The sequence below is a fragment of the Helicobacter japonicus genome (genome assembly GCF_000762845.2).
In the GTDB taxonomy this organism is placed as follows: domain Bacteria; phylum Campylobacterota; class Campylobacteria; order Campylobacterales; family Helicobacteraceae; genus Helicobacter_C; species Helicobacter_C japonicus.
Genome location: NZ_JRMQ02000007.1, coordinates 36,891 through 51,815, shown reverse-complemented (window position 1 = coordinate 51,815; position 14,925 = coordinate 36,891). Strand labels below are relative to the sequence as shown.

28 protein-coding genes are annotated in these 14,925 nt (G+C 36.8%); 27 read left to right on the top strand and 1 reads right to left on the bottom strand.

Annotated features, from left to right (window positions below; all coding sequences use genetic code 11):
* Nucleotides 1-2 precede the first annotated feature (2 nt).
* A complete protein-coding gene (locus tag LS65_RS06095) occupies nucleotides 3-2,240 on the bottom strand; it encodes a BspA family leucine-rich repeat surface protein (protein WP_052061052.1) in 2,238 nt (745 codons plus the stop codon).
* Between the two features lie 226 nt (nucleotides 2,241-2,466).
* On the opposite strand from LS65_RS06095, the gene rpsJ reads away from it, so the two are divergent.
* The 27 genes from rpsJ to rpsD all read left to right on the top strand — a co-directional run bounded on the left by rpsJ (nucleotide 2,467) and on the right by rpsD (nucleotide 14,911).
* Nucleotides 2,467-2,778: a 30S ribosomal protein S10 gene (gene rpsJ / locus LS65_RS06090; protein WP_034361487.1), complete on the top strand. Its 312-nt coding sequence runs from the start codon at nucleotides 2,467-2,469 to the stop codon at nucleotides 2,776-2,778.
* Nucleotides 2,779-2,802: 24 nt separating this feature from the next.
* The gene (gene rplC / locus LS65_RS06085; RefSeq protein WP_034361488.1) at nucleotides 2,803-3,381 is read left to right on the top strand and encodes a 50S ribosomal protein L3; all 579 of its coding nucleotides are present in this window, start codon (nucleotides 2,803-2,805) and stop codon (nucleotides 3,379-3,381) included.
* A gap of 9 nt (nucleotides 3,382-3,390) precedes the next feature.
* Complete coding sequence (gene rplD / locus LS65_RS06080; RefSeq protein WP_034361490.1) at nucleotides 3,391-4,014, top strand: 50S ribosomal protein L4; 624 nt, start codon at nucleotides 3,391-3,393, stop codon at nucleotides 4,012-4,014.
* A 1-nt stretch (nucleotide 4,015) separates the two neighbouring features.
* Nucleotides 4,016-4,297, top strand: coding sequence for a 50S ribosomal protein L23 (locus LS65_RS06075; RefSeq protein WP_034361491.1), 282 nt, complete (start codon nucleotides 4,016-4,018; stop codon nucleotides 4,295-4,297).
* A 9-nt stretch (nucleotides 4,298-4,306) separates the two neighbouring features.
* On the top strand, nucleotides 4,307-5,134 hold the full coding sequence (gene rplB, locus LS65_RS06070; RefSeq protein ID WP_034361493.1) for a 50S ribosomal protein L2: 828 nt from the start codon (nucleotides 4,307-4,309) through the stop codon (nucleotides 5,132-5,134).
* A 10-nt stretch (nucleotides 5,135-5,144) separates the two neighbouring features.
* Nucleotides 5,145-5,426: a 30S ribosomal protein S19 gene (gene rpsS / locus LS65_RS06065; protein ID WP_034361494.1), complete on the top strand. Its 282-nt coding sequence runs from the start codon at nucleotides 5,145-5,147 to the stop codon at nucleotides 5,424-5,426.
* A gap of 13 nt (nucleotides 5,427-5,439) precedes the next feature.
* Nucleotides 5,440-5,967 (top strand): 50S ribosomal protein L22, encoded by a 528-nt coding sequence (rplV, locus tag LS65_RS06060; protein WP_034361495.1) that lies wholly within the window; start codon nucleotides 5,440-5,442, stop codon nucleotides 5,965-5,967.
* 2 nt (nucleotides 5,968-5,969) lie between these two features.
* Nucleotides 5,970-6,680: a 30S ribosomal protein S3 gene (gene rpsC, locus LS65_RS06055; protein WP_034361496.1), complete on the top strand. Its 711-nt coding sequence runs from the start codon at nucleotides 5,970-5,972 to the stop codon at nucleotides 6,678-6,680.
* Between the two features lie 3 nt (nucleotides 6,681-6,683).
* Entirely contained in the window at nucleotides 6,684-7,109 is a 426-nt protein-coding gene (gene rplP, locus LS65_RS06050) for a 50S ribosomal protein L16 (protein ID WP_034361497.1), read from the top strand.
* Nucleotides 7,096-7,284, top strand: a complete 189-nt coding sequence (gene rpmC, locus LS65_RS06045) for a 50S ribosomal protein L29 (RefSeq protein ID WP_011116226.1) — start codon at nucleotides 7,096-7,098, stop codon at nucleotides 7,282-7,284. The genes rplP and rpmC overlap by 14 nt, the downstream gene beginning before the upstream one ends.
* A 2-nt stretch (nucleotides 7,285-7,286) precedes the next feature.
* Complete coding sequence (rpsQ, locus tag LS65_RS06040; RefSeq protein WP_034361498.1) at nucleotides 7,287-7,553, top strand: 30S ribosomal protein S17; 267 nt, start codon at nucleotides 7,287-7,289, stop codon at nucleotides 7,551-7,553.
* Nucleotides 7,550-7,918: a 50S ribosomal protein L14 gene (gene rplN / locus LS65_RS06035; RefSeq protein WP_034361499.1), complete on the top strand. Its 369-nt coding sequence runs from the start codon at nucleotides 7,550-7,552 to the stop codon at nucleotides 7,916-7,918. Before rpsQ ends, rplN begins: the two co-directional genes overlap by 4 nt.
* Nucleotides 7,918-8,154 (top strand): 50S ribosomal protein L24, encoded by a 237-nt coding sequence (rplX, locus tag LS65_RS06030; RefSeq protein ID WP_034361500.1) that lies wholly within the window; start codon nucleotides 7,918-7,920, stop codon nucleotides 8,152-8,154. The genes rplN and rplX overlap by 1 nt, the downstream gene beginning before the upstream one ends.
* Nucleotides 8,154-8,699, top strand: a complete 546-nt coding sequence (rplE, locus tag LS65_RS06025; protein WP_034361502.1) for a 50S ribosomal protein L5 — start codon at nucleotides 8,154-8,156, stop codon at nucleotides 8,697-8,699. Before rplX ends, rplE begins: the two co-directional genes overlap by 1 nt.
* A gap of 1 nt (nucleotide 8,700) precedes the next feature.
* Nucleotides 8,701-8,886: a type Z 30S ribosomal protein S14 gene (locus LS65_RS06020; protein ID WP_034361504.1), complete on the top strand. Its 186-nt coding sequence runs from the start codon at nucleotides 8,701-8,703 to the stop codon at nucleotides 8,884-8,886.
* Nucleotides 8,887-8,895: 9 nt separating this feature from the next.
* The gene (gene rpsH / locus LS65_RS06015) at nucleotides 8,896-9,291 is read left to right on the top strand and encodes a 30S ribosomal protein S8 (protein ID WP_034361506.1); all 396 of its coding nucleotides are present in this window, start codon (nucleotides 8,896-8,898) and stop codon (nucleotides 9,289-9,291) included.
* A gap of 9 nt (nucleotides 9,292-9,300) precedes the next feature.
* Nucleotides 9,301-9,837 carry a 50S ribosomal protein L6 gene (gene rplF / locus LS65_RS06010; protein WP_034361507.1) on the top strand — a complete coding sequence of 179 codons (537 nt, stop codon included), beginning with the start codon at nucleotides 9,301-9,303 and terminating at the stop codon, nucleotides 9,835-9,837.
* A 14-nt stretch (nucleotides 9,838-9,851) separates the two neighbouring features.
* Nucleotides 9,852-10,208, top strand: a complete 357-nt coding sequence (gene rplR, locus LS65_RS06005) for a 50S ribosomal protein L18 (RefSeq protein ID WP_034361509.1) — start codon at nucleotides 9,852-9,854, stop codon at nucleotides 10,206-10,208.
* Between the two features lie 13 nt (nucleotides 10,209-10,221).
* Complete coding sequence (gene rpsE, locus LS65_RS06000; RefSeq protein ID WP_034361511.1) at nucleotides 10,222-10,662, top strand: 30S ribosomal protein S5; 441 nt, start codon at nucleotides 10,222-10,224, stop codon at nucleotides 10,660-10,662.
* 10 nt (nucleotides 10,663-10,672) lie between these two features.
* Entirely contained in the window at nucleotides 10,673-11,071 is a 399-nt protein-coding gene (rplO, locus tag LS65_RS05995) for a 50S ribosomal protein L15 (RefSeq protein ID WP_034361513.1), read from the top strand.
* A complete protein-coding gene (secY, locus tag LS65_RS05990) occupies nucleotides 11,071-12,321 on the top strand; it encodes a preprotein translocase subunit SecY (protein ID WP_034361515.1) in 1,251 nt (416 codons plus the stop codon). Before rplO ends, secY begins: the two co-directional genes overlap by 1 nt.
* A gap of 1 nt (nucleotide 12,322) precedes the next feature.
* The gene (map, locus tag LS65_RS05985; RefSeq protein ID WP_034361517.1) at nucleotides 12,323-13,084 is read left to right on the top strand and encodes a type I methionyl aminopeptidase; all 762 of its coding nucleotides are present in this window, start codon (nucleotides 12,323-12,325) and stop codon (nucleotides 13,082-13,084) included.
* Nucleotides 13,085-13,303 (top strand): translation initiation factor IF-1, encoded by a 219-nt coding sequence (gene infA, locus LS65_RS05980; protein WP_011116239.1) that lies wholly within the window; start codon nucleotides 13,085-13,087, stop codon nucleotides 13,301-13,303.
* 89 nt (nucleotides 13,304-13,392) lie between these two features.
* The gene (rpmJ, locus tag LS65_RS05975; protein ID WP_002956266.1) at nucleotides 13,393-13,506 is read left to right on the top strand and encodes a 50S ribosomal protein L36; all 114 of its coding nucleotides are present in this window, start codon (nucleotides 13,393-13,395) and stop codon (nucleotides 13,504-13,506) included.
* 3 nt (nucleotides 13,507-13,509) lie between these two features.
* The gene (gene rpsM, locus LS65_RS05970) at nucleotides 13,510-13,872 is read left to right on the top strand and encodes a 30S ribosomal protein S13 (protein WP_002956267.1); all 363 of its coding nucleotides are present in this window, start codon (nucleotides 13,510-13,512) and stop codon (nucleotides 13,870-13,872) included.
* Nucleotides 13,873-13,883: 11 nt separating this feature from the next.
* Nucleotides 13,884-14,273 carry a 30S ribosomal protein S11 gene (gene rpsK / locus LS65_RS05965; protein ID WP_034361519.1) on the top strand — a complete coding sequence of 130 codons (390 nt, stop codon included), beginning with the start codon at nucleotides 13,884-13,886 and terminating at the stop codon, nucleotides 14,271-14,273.
* 11 nt (nucleotides 14,274-14,284) lie between these two features.
* On the top strand, nucleotides 14,285-14,911 hold the full coding sequence (gene rpsD, locus LS65_RS05960) for a 30S ribosomal protein S4 (protein WP_034361521.1): 627 nt from the start codon (nucleotides 14,285-14,287) through the stop codon (nucleotides 14,909-14,911).
* Nucleotides 14,912-14,925 lie beyond the last annotated feature (14 nt).

Sequence of the window (14,925 nt, the reverse complement as noted above, 5' to 3'; positions counted from 1 at the left end):
CATCATTTTATCTTGAGTAAGGATAAAATCTCCTCTTTATGCTCACTATCCTCTAATATTTCATAAAGGTTTTTCCCCTCATAAGTGCCAAGCTTCTCCACATCTATGCCATTTTTTGCAAACTGCTTTAAGATTGCTTGCATAGGCATTCTCATAAGCTTATTTTTGAATTCATCGACAAATACAAGCAGAACGCTTACTTTCACGAAAGTATCTCTTGGGTGATAAATATAATACTCAATTATAGAATCTGCTTGCAAAAGATGAAGCTCTAAAAGCTTCAAAAATGTTTGCAAATCTTCATCAAGGTAATGCTTAATAACTCTAGGGTTATATGCTACCCCTTGTAAATCCACCTCTATACCATTCTTAAAGAGTATGCGAATTAAACCAACATTAATAAGGCAGCTCAATACTTTTTTATTGGTGAATGTCTCTCTAGGATAGTAGCTCAAAAGCTCCTTAAAAAATATATCGAGTGTTTCTTGCTTAAAGTCACGCACAAAGCCGGGTGAGTCGCCAAATAGTGCTTCAAAAAACTCCTCATTGATTTCATTGCCTAAGTTTTCTACAAAGAAATGCAGAATATCCCGCACTTCTTGTTTTGGGTTTGATTTAAGTGCTACATATACGCCAAAATTATTCTCTTTATCAATAGTAACCTTATAGCCAAGCGTTACTAAATACTTCGCATATTCTAATTTCCCATATCGCAGACATTTTTGCATTACCTCATTGCTGATAGGAATGACTATATTTTGTGATTTTGCTTGATTGACAAGGGCAGTGAAAAAATCTTTATCAGGGAGTGCTGTGCCTACTACTCCGCGTGGTAAATAAAAGCAAAGCCTCGCACATTCTATGTATTCCTCTTTGCTTAGGGTTTGTAGTTTTAAAAGGCATTCTTTTGCACGGGTATAGTCTCTTATCTTTACAAGTTTATAGAGCAATGCCACACTTGGATTATCCATATCAAAGACGGCTTTATACCACGATGGCGGAGTTTGTGATAACGGGCAGTTTTCAAAAAGATATTTTGCATTTTCTACCACTCCTTGACTAAGATTCCAAGCATCTAAATTGCTTGTGAAAGACTTTGCCCCGCTAAACATAAAGGCAATATCCTCTGCTTTTTTGGGATTCCATTTGCTTAAATCACTCTCAAAAGATTCACAATCTTCAAACATACTCTCAAAGTTTTTCACACTTGAGACATTCCATTTGCTTAAATCCGCCTTAAAATCTTTAAGCCCCACAAAAAGCTTACACATATCATTGATTTTGCTTGTATCCCATTGCTCTATACCGCTAAAATCTTTTCTATTTGTCCGCCACCAAGCACAATCAGCAAAGAGTGCAGCAAGGCTTTTGATATAGCTTAAATCAATTTGCCCAAGATGCACTTCCTCAATCTCTACGAGAATCTTTAGCTCAAAAGTGTTAAGCGGGATAAATGATAACTCTTTATGCTTTGGCTTAAAGTTGCCTTTTTTGTCATAAAAGACAGAGTTGTGGAGGGCAGATTCTATACTCTCGCCTTTTGTGATAGATTCTAAAATTTCTTTTAGCTTATAGACACTGCTTTTTTTGAGCTGCTTTCGTGCTTCGCCGCTATAATCCTTATATCCTTGTTTATTGTAATCTACCTCAATAAATCTTGAAAATGCGCCTTTAATGCCTTTCCCAATGTCTTTGCCGCCTTTTGAATCTTCTACGATAACATCAATAAGAGCATCTATGGCTTTATCACACACTTTTAAGAGATCTTTGCCAATGTGCTTTTTCTCTATCTGCCCACTTTGCAAGATATGTAAAGCCTTTAGCACTTCATAGTTTTGTATTGCCTCTATAAGCTCTTTTGGGCTTTGTGCGCTATTTGCCTTGACTTGAGAATTGAGCCTTAGCTGCAAATCTTTTTCATTCATTAGCTCTTCTAAAAGTGTGCGGATTTTGGCTAACTCTTTTCCAAGCAATTTATCTTCAAACCACCTTTGAAAGTCATTGCTATCGCATTCAGATGCGGGAATACCTGTCTCATCTTCATACTCTAGCTCATACTCTTCGTAATCAGCCTGCATTGTCATTTCATAAGCACAATCTTCTATATGCTTGAGTGCAGCCTCAATTTCTTTTTTAGCATTTTTGATATTGGCTTTAAGATATGCAATTATGGCTTCCTCGCTAATATTCTCCTGCAGCACGAGAGATTTTAGCGTTTGTGTTGTGTCTTGTTTTTTCATTCTAGCCTCTTAATTAAGTTAAGTTTTTCAAGATTATAACATAATCAGTTGGTTTATTGAAAAAGATAAAGAGCGATATTTTATTTTCCTTACATTAAGGAAGTTAAAAAATAAAAAAGTAGGCAAAAATAGGCAAAATGCTTGACTTTTTTTTATAAAATTGAATATAATCACGCGCTAAAAACATCAAAATTACTGATGAGTTCTTTAGATAAAAGGAAAAAATATGGAAAGAATACGACTTAGGCTAAAAGCTTATGACCATAGGGTTCTTGATAGGTCAGTTGCATCTATTATAGAAGCAGTCAAAAGGACAGGTTCAGAGATAAGGGGTCCCGTGCCACTTCCTACAAAAAAGAAGCGATACACCGTTCTTCGTTCGCCACATATCAATAAGGATTCTCGCGAACAATTTGAAATCAGGGTGCATCATCGCATTATTGATATTATTTCTGCTACTCCCGATACCGTAGATAGCCTTATGAAGCTTGATTTAGCACCAGAAGTAGATGTTGAAGTAATGTCTATGAGTAAGTAAATACTAGAGTAAGGAATAAAGGATATGGAATTTATAGTTGAGAAAATTGGTATGAGTCGCACCATAGGCACAAAAAGTGAAGCGGTAACTCTTTTGCGTGTGCTTGGTGCGAAAGTATGCGAGATATATGATAATGGTAAAGCATTGGTGGCTTACTCTCAAGGTAAGGCTATTAATAAGGCTATTGCGGGGCAACAAAAAAAATATAGCCTAAGCAAAGAATTTAATCGTTTTGCTACACTTAAGGTGAGCAATAAAGAGGTTGGTGAGCTTGATACAAGTCTTTTGGGTGAAGCTAAACGCGTTCAAGTGAGTTTTAAAACTAAAGGGCGTGGCTTTAGTGGTGCTATGAAGCGATGGAATTTTCAAGGTGGTCCAGGTGCGCACGGAAGCAGATTCCATAGACGTGTAGGTTCTATTGGGAATCGTGAATGGCCTGGACGTGTTCAGCCGGGTAAAAAAATGGCTGGACATTATGGGAATGAGCTTGTAAGTGTAAAAAATGATATTATGTCATTTGATAAGCAAAGTGCGATTTTGGTGCTTAAAGGTTCAGTAGCTGGACATAACGGCGCATTTGGCAGAATACATATTATAAAATAAGGTAGCAATATGAGTAAAGCAATTGTATTGGATAAAAAGTTTGCACAAAGCGGTGAGCTTGCATTACCCGAGAGATACGCACAAATCAAAGAGCATAATTTGTATTTGTATGTGAAATCTTATCTTGCATTAATGAGGGCAAATAATGCCTATGCAAAAAAGCGAGGCGAAGTGAGTGGCGGTGGTAAGAAGCCGTGGAATCAAAAAGGTGGCGGTCGTGCGCGTGCAGGAAGTATAACTTCTCCCGTGTTTGTGGGTGGTGGTGTTGCACACGGACCAAGTAATGACAAAAACTATCAACTCAAGATTAACAAGAAACAAAAACGTTTGGCACTTGAATGTGCGCTGTATCAAAAAGCGCAAGAAGGTGCGCTTTTTGTGGTGGATTCTATCACGATGCCAAGTGGCAAAACAAAAGATGCTTATGCTATGTTTAAAGCAATAAATAAGCGAAATACACTCTTTGTAACACAATTAAGTGATGAATCAACTTTTCTTGCTTTTAGAAATTTGCAGCAATGCTATTTGGCTGATGCAAATGAACTCAATGCGTATTTAGTAGCAACTTTTCGCTCTGTTGTGATTGAAAAAGCTGTTTTTGATGAAATTATTGCAGAAAAGGAGGGGAAATAAAATGGCAGATATTACAGATATTAAGTCAATCCTCTATACTGAAAAATCTCTTTCACTTCAAGAGAGCGGTGTGTTAGTGGTGCAAACAGCAACTAATGTGAGTAAAAACCAACTCAAAGAGATTTTTAGAGAGTATTTTGGTATTACTCCTCTTAGAATTAATTCTTTACGCCAAGAGGGTAAAGTAAAAAGATTTAGAGGTAAAATTGGACAAAGAGCTTCATTTAAAAAATTTTATGTGAAGATTCCAGAGGGCGCAAAACTTGATGCGCTATCAGTGTAAGGAGAAAATATGGCAGTTAAAACTTATAAGCCTTATACCCCAAGTCGTAGATTTATGAGCAATTTAAGCTCTAATGATATTACGGGTAAGGCAAATGTGAGAAGTTTGCTTACTAAATTACCTGTAAGCGCAGGAAGAAATAATAATGGGCGCATTACAAGCCGTCATAAAGAAGGTGGGGCAAAAAAGCTATATAGAATCATTGATTTTAAACGCAATAAATTCAATGTGCAAGGCAAAGTAGCAGCAATAGAGTATGACCCATATAGAAATTGTCGTATAGCACTTATTCATTATGTTGATGGTGAAAAACGTTATATTATTCAACCAAGTGGTTTAAAGGTGGGTGATATTGTGTTTTCTGCAGAATCTGGGCTTGATATCAAAACAGGTTTTGCAATGAAGCTTAAAAGCATACCTATTGGAACAATTGTGCATAATATTGAAATGCATCCGGGTGCAGGTGGGCAACTTGCAAGAAGTGCAGGGGCAAGTGCGCAAATTATGGGACGTGAAGGTAAGTATATTATCCTTAGAATGCCAAGTGGAGAGATGAGATATATTTTAGAAGAATGTATGGCTACCATAGGTGTAGTGGGAAATGAAGATTTTGCAAATATTTCTATTGGTAAGGCTGGACGCAATCGTCATCGTGGTATCCGTCCTCAAACTCGTGGTAGCGCAATGAATCCTGTCGATCACCCACACGGTGGTGGTGAAGGTAAAACAGGTTCTAGTGGGCACCCTGTATCTCCTTGGGGAACTCCAGCAAAAGGCTTTAAAACTCGTAAGAAAAAAGCGAGTGATAGATTAATTATTTCAAGAAAGAAAAAATAAGGTAGGAAATATGGCAAGATCAATTAAAAAAGGTCCATTTATTGATGATTATCTCGTCAAAAAGGTTGAGAAAGCAAAGCAAAGCAAAGATAATAAGCCTATTAAGACTTGGTCAAGACGAAGCACAATTTTACCAGATATGATAGGGCTTACTTTTAATGTCCATAATGGACGAGCGTTTGTGCCTGTTTATATCACAGAAAATCACGTTGGTTACAAACTCGGTGAGTTTGCTCCTACACGCACTTTTAAAGGACACAAAGGTAGTGTTCAAAAGAAGATTGGTAAGTAGGGGGAATAAGTAGATGAGTAAAGCATTATTAAGATATATTCGACTATCTCCAACAAAAGCACGACTTATCGCAAAAGAAGTGCAAGGAATGAATGCAGAGGTTGCTATTGCAAGTTTAGAATTTACTCCCAACAAAGCAGCTCAAGTAATTTCTAAAGTGATTGCTTCAGCAGTAGCAAATGGTGGATATGATGCTCAAGATGTGATTGTTACTTCTTGTCGTGTTGATGCTGGTCCTGTGCTTAGACGCTTTATGCCACGTGCTAAAGGGCGGGCAACACCTATTCGTAAGCCAACAGCACATATCTTGGTAGAAGTAGGCACACAAAAATCAAGCACACAAGATTCAAAAAAGAAAGTAGATTCAAAATCTCCAAAAGAAGTGGCAGTTAAAAAAGCAGAGAGCACAGAAACAAAAGCAACTCAATCAGTTTCAAAATCAAAATCTACTCCAAAAACTGAAACTAAGACAAAAACAGCAAGTAAAGCAGCAACTGCTAAAACGACAAAGGCAAAAAAAACTGAAGGCGAGGAAAAATAACAATGGGTCAAAAAGTTAATCCAATAGGTTTGAGATTAGGTATTAATCGTAATTGGTCTTCTCGATGGTTTTCTGTTTCACAAACGACACCTTCCAATATTCTAGAAGATCATAAAATTCGTAAATTTTTAAAACGCGAAATGTATTATGCGGGTGTGAGTGAAATACTCATTGAACGCGCAGCTAATAAGATTCGCGTAACTGTTGTGGCTTCTCGTCCGGGTTTAATTATCGGGAAAAAAGGTGTAGATATTGATAAGCATAAAGAATCTTTGAAGAAGATTCTTAACAAAGAAGTCTTTATTAATATTAAAGAGGCAAAACGTCCTCAAGCTAATGCACAACTTGCAGCAGAAAATATTGCGACACAGCTTGAAAAACGTGTAGCCTTTAGACGAGCTATGAAAAAAGTTATGCAAGCTGCAATGAAAGCTGGAGCAAAAGGTATCAAGGTGAAAGTTTCAGGGCGTTTGGCTGGAGCTGAAATGGCTCGAACAGAATGGTATATGGAAGGACGTGTGCCTTTGCATACTTTGCGTGCAAAAATTGATTATGGTTTTGCAGAAGCAATGACAACATATGGAATCATTGGTGTAAAAGTATGGATTTTTAAGGGTGAGGTGCTCCATAAAGGTATTGTGCCAGAGAAAAAGGAAGAGAGTAGAAGTGGCGATAAAGAAGTGCGCTCTAAATCACGAAAAGGGAGGCAATAAATTATGTTAATGCCAAAGAGAACGAAATATAGAAAGCAGATGAAAGGGCGCAATCGTGGTAAATCTTTCCGCGGTGCAAACTTGGCTTTTGGAGATATTGGGATTAAGGCAGTAGAACACGGGAGAATTGATTCTCGCCAAATAGAATCTGCGCGTATTGCAATGACAAGACATATTAAAAGAGCAGGTAAGGTGTGGATTCGTGTGTTTCCTGATAAGCCATTGACTGCAAAACCTCTTGAAACAAGAATGGGTAAAGGTAAGGGTGGTGTAGAAAAATGGGTGATGAATATCAAGCCCGGTCGTATGATTTATGAAATGGCAGGGATTGATGAAGCTTTAGCAAGAGAAGCTTTAGCTTTAGCTCAAAGTAAGCTTCCTTTTAAAACCAAAATCATAACCAGTGAGAGTGAAAATGAAATTTATTGATTTGAAAGATAAAGATATTGCAGAATTGCAAAAGATGTTAAAGGAAAAAAAGTCGTTGCTTTTTGAAAAAAGATTGCAACTCAAAACAATGCAGCTTACTAATCCGAGCGAAATTAAAGTGATTCGTAAGGACATTGCAAGAATTAATACAGCCTTAAGTGCTAAAAAGGATTGAGTATGAGTGAGAAGCAAGCACATAAGAGAGTGATTCAGGGCAGAGTTGTCAGCAAGGCAGGCGATAAAAGTGTAGTCATTTTGGTAGAGCGCAAAGTGGTTCATGAAAAATATCGCAAAATTGTTAAACGTTTTAAAAAATATACTATTCACGATGAAAGCAATAGTGTGAAAATTGGTGATGTGATTAGTGCGATTGAGTGTAAGCCTATTTCTAAAACAAAAGCTTTTAGGTTTAAAGAAATTATTACCGCAGGAGTAGAGCTATGATACAAAGTTTTACAAGATTAAATGTCGCAGACAATAGCGGTGCAAAGGAAATTATGTGTATTAAGATTCTAGGCGGTAGTCATAGAAGATATGCACGTGTAGGTGATGTGATAGTTGCATCTGTTAAAAAAGCTATTCCTAATGGAAAAGTAAAGAAAGGGCAAGTTGTTAAAGCGGTTGTTGTGAGAACAAAAAAAGAGATTCATCGAGAAAATGGTTCTCTTGTGCGTTTTGATGATAATGCAGCAGTAATTCTTGATGCCAAGAGAGAACCTATTGGCACGAGAATTTTTGGACCAGTAAGTAGAGAAGTGCGATACGCAAACTTTATGAAAATAGTATCGTTAGCTCCGGAGGTGTTATAGTGGCAAAGTTTAAAATTAAAAAGGGTGATATGGTGCTTGTCATCACTGGTGATGACAAAGGTAAAAAGGCAAAAGTATTGCAAGTTTTACCAAAAACAGCACAAGTTGTGGTAGAGGGTTGTAAGCTTGTCAAAAAAGCAATCAAGGCAAGTGAAAAAAATCCTAAGGGCGGATTTGTATCTAAGGAAATGCCAATGAGTATTTCAAATGTAAAAAAAGTGGAAGGAGATAATTAATGTTTGCTCTAAGAGAAAAATATAAAAATGAGATTATCCCTCAACTTAAAAGTGAATTGAATATTAGCAATCCTATGCTTTTACCTCGATTAGAGAAAATTGTAATTAGTGTTGGTGCAGGAGATTATGCAAAAGATTCTAAAATTATGCAAAATATCGCGGATACTATTTCGCTTATTGCTGGACAAAAGGCAGTTATTACTCTTGCAAAAAAATCTGTTGCAGGATTTAAGATGCGTGAAGGTATGCCTATGGGTGTGAAAGTAACTCTTCGCGGTAAGATGATGTATAATTTCCTTGAAAAACTTATTGTTATTGCATTGCCACGCGTGAAAGACTTTAGAGGTGTTAAACGTAATGGATTTGATGGAAGAGGAAATTATAGTTTTGGCTTGAATGAACAGCTTATGTTTCCAGAAGTGGTTTATGATGATATTATGGTAACTCATGGTATGAATATTACATTTGTAACCTCTACTCAAAGTGATAAAGAGGCGTTTAAGTTGCTTGAGCTTCTTGGTATGCCTTTTGCGAAAGGACGATAAAATGGCAAAAAAATCAATTATTGCAAAGGCAAAAAGAAAGGCAAAATTTAGTGTGCGAGCTTATACAAGATGTCAAGTGTGTGGGCGACCACATTCTGTTTATAGAGATTTTGGCTTATGTAGAGTATGTTTGCGTAAAATGGGTAATGAAGGTTTGATACCCGGACTTCGTAAAGCAAGCTGGTAAGGAGAAAATATGGTAAATGATATTATTGCAGATTCTTTAACGAGAATTCGTAATGCTTCTATGAGGCGATTAGAGGTTACAACATTGTATTATGCAAAGATTGTTGTATCTGTTTTAGAAGTCTTTAAGACAAAAGGTTTTATTAAAGATTATAAGGTTAATGATAAAGATGGTAAGCAATCTATTATGGTGCAGCTTGCCTATGATGAACGAGGGAAAAGTGTGATTAATGAGATTAAACGTATTAGCAAGCCTGGAAGACGTGTGTATAAAGGGAGAAGTGAGCTAAAACGTTTTAAGAATGGCTATGGCACAATAGTAGTAAGCACAAGCAAGGGTGTAATTGCTAATGATGAAGCTTATCGTGAAAATGTCGGTGGCGAAGCACTTTGTAGTATATGGTAGGAGAAAATTATGTCAAGAGTCGGTAAAAAACCTATTAGTATTCCAAAAGGCGTAGAGGTATCAATTCAAGGAAGCAAGATTTTTTTTAAGAGTGCAAAAGAGCAAAAAGAACTTGAAACATATGGACGTGTCCAAATTGAATTGAAAGATGGAGCATTAAGTTTTACTAGTGTAGATTCTCAAGCGCAGTCTCGTGCATATTGGGGCACTTATCGTGCATTAGCAAATAATATCATTATTGGTTTATCTCAAGGATTCACAAAGGCACTTGAAATCAATGGTGTGGGTTATAAAGCAAGTGTAAGTGGCAAGAATCTTGAAATGGCATTAGGATTCTCTCATCCTGTGATTTATCCTATTCCTGCGGGTATTGAGATGAGTGTAGAAAAGAATGTGATTACAATTAAAGGTGCTGATAAACAGCAAGTAGGGCAGATTGCGGCTGAAATTCGTGAGTTTAGACCACCAGAACCATATAAGGGTAAAGGGATTAAATATAGCGATGAAACCATTATGCGTAAAGCAGGTAAGACTTCTAAAAAATAGAGTAAGGGTGCAATATGACAGAGAAAGTATTAAAGCAAAAACAGCTTCTTAAAATAAAGAGAAAGTTACGCACAAGAGGAAAAATCTATGGCGTAGCAAGTAAGCCGCGTGTGAGTGTATTTAAATCTAATAAGTATTTTTATGCACAAGCAATTGATGATGAGCGAGGTGTAACACTTGCAAGTGTTGATGGTAAAAAATTGGGCTTAGGCAATAACAAAGAAGATGCAAAAAAGATCGCAAACGAATTTGTTAATGCCCTTAAAAAAGCTAAAGTTACAGAAGTGGTGTTTGATAGAAATGGATACCTTTATCACGGCGTTGTCGCAGCATTTGCTGATACTTTACGTGAAAATGGCATAAAGTTATAATATAAGGATACTTATGGAAATCAATAGAGAAGAATTTAGCGAAGTTGTTGTAAATATTGGTAGGGTTACAAAAGTTGTAAAAGGTGGTCGTAGATTCCGTTTTAATGCACTTGTTGTTGTGGGTAATAAAAATGGACTCGTTGGCTTTGGGCTTGGTAAAGCAAAAGAAGTTCCTGATGCAATTAAGAAAGCTATTGATGATGCTTTTAAAAATGTTATTAAGGTCAATATCAAAGGCACAACGATCGCACACGATATTGAGCATAAATATAATGCAAGTAAGATTTTATTAAAACCAGCAAGTGAGGGGACAGGTGTTATTGCAGGTGGTTCTACTCGTCCTGTAATTGAGCTTGCAGGGATTAAGGACATCTTGACCAAATCGCTTGGTTCTAACAATCCTTACAATGTAGTGCGTGCAACTATTGATGCGCTTGCACGAATTAAAGCTTGAGGAGTAGGCTATGCTAGAAAAGATTAAACCAGCAGAAGGCAGCACAAAGGATATTAAACGTGTAGGAAGAGGACAAGGTAGTGGTATGGGTAAAACATCTACTCGTGGTGGCAAAGGACAAACTGCTCGCACAGGTTATAAGGCAAAAAGAGGTTTTGAGGGCGGGCAACAGCCACTCCAAAGACGTTTGCCTAAGGTAGGCTTTACTTCACGCGTAGAAAAGCCTATTGTGATTAATGTTGATAAAGCACAAATCCTTGAAACTCTTTCTGAAATCAATATGGAAGTTTTGCGCACTCATTTTAGTATCCCAAAGAATGCAACTCGAGTAAAACTTATCGGCACAAAGGCAAAAGGTTTGGCTTCTAAAATTAAAGACACTTCTATTATGACTAGTGGAAATAAATAATGACAAAAAGCATTGTAAATAAGATTCTTATCACACTTGCTTTTTTATTTGCGTATAGAATCTTAGCGTATGTGCCTGTCCCCGGTGTAGATGTAAGTATTATTAAATCATTTATTGATGATAATGCAAACAATGCACTCGGATTGTTTAATATGTTTAGCGGTAATGCAGTAGAGCGTTTTAGTATTATTTCACTCGGTATTATGCCATACATTACAGCCTCTATCATTATGGAACTTCTGGCAGCGACTTTTCCTAATCTTGCAAAAATGAAAAAAGAACGTGATGGTATGCAAAAATATATGCAAATTGTGCGTTATGTAACAATAGGCATTACTATTATCCAGGCTGTGAGCGTGAGTATTGGGCTTAATAGTATGAGCACTGGAGCGATTAAAATTGATTTGAATCTTTTCATTGTTGTATCAGTTTTCTCTATGCTTACAGGCACAATGCTACTTATGTGGATTGGTGAGCAAATTACGCAAAGAGGTGTAGGTAATGGAATTAGCCTCATTATCTTTGGAGGCATTGTCTCTGGTATTCCTTCAAGCATAGGTCAAACATTTAATCTTGTGAATACAGGACAACTTAATGTCTTTGTGCTTCTTATCCTTCTTGCAGTAATTATTCTTACCGTTGGCGTTATTATTTTTATTGAATTAGCTGAAAGACGCATACCTGTTTCTTATGCACGTAAAGTAATTATGCAGAATCAAAATAAGCGTATTATGAATTATATTCCTGTAAAAATGAATTTAAGTGGTGTCATTCCTCCAATTTTTGCCTCTGCATTGCTTGTGTTTCCTTCTACTATACTACAAGCTTCATCAAATACAATTATTCAAAGTATCGCAGATATTTTAAGACCTGATGGCTACACATACAATGCGCTGATGTTTGTTTTAGTGGTTTTCTTTGCTTATTTTTATGCTTCTATTGTCTTTAATGCAAAAGATATAGCAGATAATCTCAAAAGACAAGGTGGCTTTATCCCCGGTTTGCGTCCGGGAGAGGGAACGGCAAATTTTCTCAATAATGTAGCAAGTAACCTTACTTTTTGGGGAGCATTATATCTTGCGCTTGTTTCAACCCTCCCGTGGATACTTGTGAAATTTACAGGTGTGCCTTTTTATTTTGGTGGAACAGCAGTGTTGATTGTAGTGCAAGTTGCTATTGATACAATGAGACGTATAGAGGCTCAAATTTATATGAATAAATATCAAACTCTAAGTGCCGTAGGGCTTTGATATGGCAATTAGTATTAAGAGTAAAAAAGATATAGAATCTTTACGCATACCAAATAGAATTGTCGCTCAAACCTTACAGCTCCTTGCTACTCGTGCAAAGGAGGGAGTTTCTCTTCTTGAACTTGATACTTTAGCAAGGGAATTTATCTCTTCTCAAGGTGGCAGGGCGGCTTTTTATCAGCTTTATGGATTCCCAAATTCTATTTGTGCTTCTGTTAATGAAGTGATTATTCACGGCATTCCTACAGAATATAGGCTAAAAAATGGTGATATTGTGGGGATTGATATAGGTGTAGAATATAACGGTTGGTATGGTGATGCTGCAATTACTATTGGTATTGGTGAGATTGAAGAGAAAGATAAGCTTTTGATTGATTGTGCCAAGGATACTTTATATGAGGCTATTTCTCAAATAAAAGAAGGTATGCGTTTTAAAGAATTAAGCTCTATCTTAGAAGATTCAATTATAAGGCGAGGATTTGAGCCATTGCGTGGGTTTTGTGGGCACGGTATAGGAAGGTCTCCACACGAAGAACCCGAGATTCCAAATTATTTAGAATCTCCAAATCCAAAACAAGGTCCAAAAATTAAAGAGGGTATGGTATTTTGCATTGAGCCAATGATTGCTCAACTTGATGGAGAACCAACTATACTCAATGATAAATGGTCAGTTGTTGCAAAAGATGGTTTAAATGGCAGTCATTATGAACATACAATTGCAATTATTGGCGGTCAAGCAGAGATTTTAACGGAGGTAAAATAGATGGCAAAAGATGATGTGATTGAAGTTGATGGGAAAGTTATTGAGGCTTTGCCGAATGCAACTTTTCGTGTGCAACTTGAAAATGGACATATAGTGCTTTGCCATATAGCTGGTAAGATGCGTATGCATTATATTAAAATTTTACCTGGTGATATGGTAAAAATCGAGCTTACTCCTTATAGCCTAGATAAGGGAAGAATTACTTATAGGCATAAATAAAATTGTGTCGTGTAAGTAGTTTTTAAATATTTTTTGTGTAGAATCCGCAGTTTTAACTCAAAAAAGTTAGAAAATACAAAGGAGTAGGTATGAAAGTTCGACCTTCGGTCAAAAAAATGTGTGATAAATGTAAAGTTATCAAGCGTAAGGGCGTGGTTCGAGTGATTTGCTCAACCCCAAAACACAAACAAAGACAAGGATAAACAATGGCTAGAATTGCTGGTGTAGATTTGCCAAAAAAGAAAAGAGTAGAATATGCTCTCACTTATATTTATGGTATTGGGCTCAAAAGCTCAAGAGATATCCTCAAGGCTGTAAATATTTCTTTTGATAAGCGAGTTTTTGATCTCAGCGAAGATGAAGTTTCGTCTATTGCAAAAAAGATTCAAGAAAGCTATATGGTAGAGGGTGACCTTAGAAAGAAAGTAACAATGGACATTAAAGCTTTAATGGACTTAGGAAGTTATAGAGGCTTAAGACATAGAAAAGGATTGCCTGTTCGAGGACAGACTACAAAAAATAATGCTCGCACACGCAAGGGCAAGAAAAAAACTGTTGGTAGCAAGTAAGGAGTGAGCAGATGGCAAAAAAAGCTGTAACGAAGAAAAAAGTAAAAAAGAATATTGCACGAGGCATAGTATGTATTTCTGCATCATTTAATAATACAAATGTAACTGTTACTGATGAAATGGGCAATGTATTGTGCTGGGCTACTGCTGGTGGATTAGGCTTTAAAGGAAGTAAAAAATCTACTCCTTATGCAGCACAACAAGCTGTGGAGTCTGCAATGGAAAAAGCAAAAGAACACGGTATAAAAGAGGTAGGCATTAAAGTGCAAGGACCAGGTAGCGGAAGAGAAACAGCTGTGAAGAGTGTAGGAGCAGTTGAAGGTATCAAGGTTTTATGGCTTAAAGACATTACGCCATTGCCACATAATGGTTGCAGACCACCAAAAAGAAGAAGAGTGTAAGGGAGTAATATATGGCACGATATAGAGGACCAGTTGAAAAATTAGAAAGACGATTTGGTGTATCTCTTGCGTTAAAAGGTGAGAGAAGATTAGCAGGTAAAAGTGCGCTAGATAAGCGACCTTATGGACCAGGACAACACGGACAAAAACGTGGTAAGATTTCAGAATATGGTTTGCAACTTCGTGAGAAACAAAAAGCTAAAATGATGTATGGCGTAAGTGAAAAACAATTCCGTGCGCTTTTTAAAGAAGCAAATCGTCAAGAAGGTAATACAGGTGAGAATCTTGTGCGTATTATTGAGCAGCGGCTTGATAATGTTGTATATAGAATGGGTTTTGCAACAACAAGAAGATTTGCAAGACAGCTTGTTACACACGGACATATTCTTATCAATGGTAAGCGTGTGGATATTCCTTCATATATGGTAAAGCCCGGACAGAAAATTGAGATAAAAGAGAAAAGTAAAAATAATCCTCAAATATTGCGTGCGATTGATTTGACTGCGCAAACAGGTATTGTTCCTTGGGTTGATGTAGATAAAGAAAAGAAGTTTGGTATTTTTACTCGTTTTCCACAAAGAGAAGAAGTAGTGATACCTATTGAAGAAAGATTGATAGTTGAGCTTTATTCTAAATAACATAAAGGATGGCT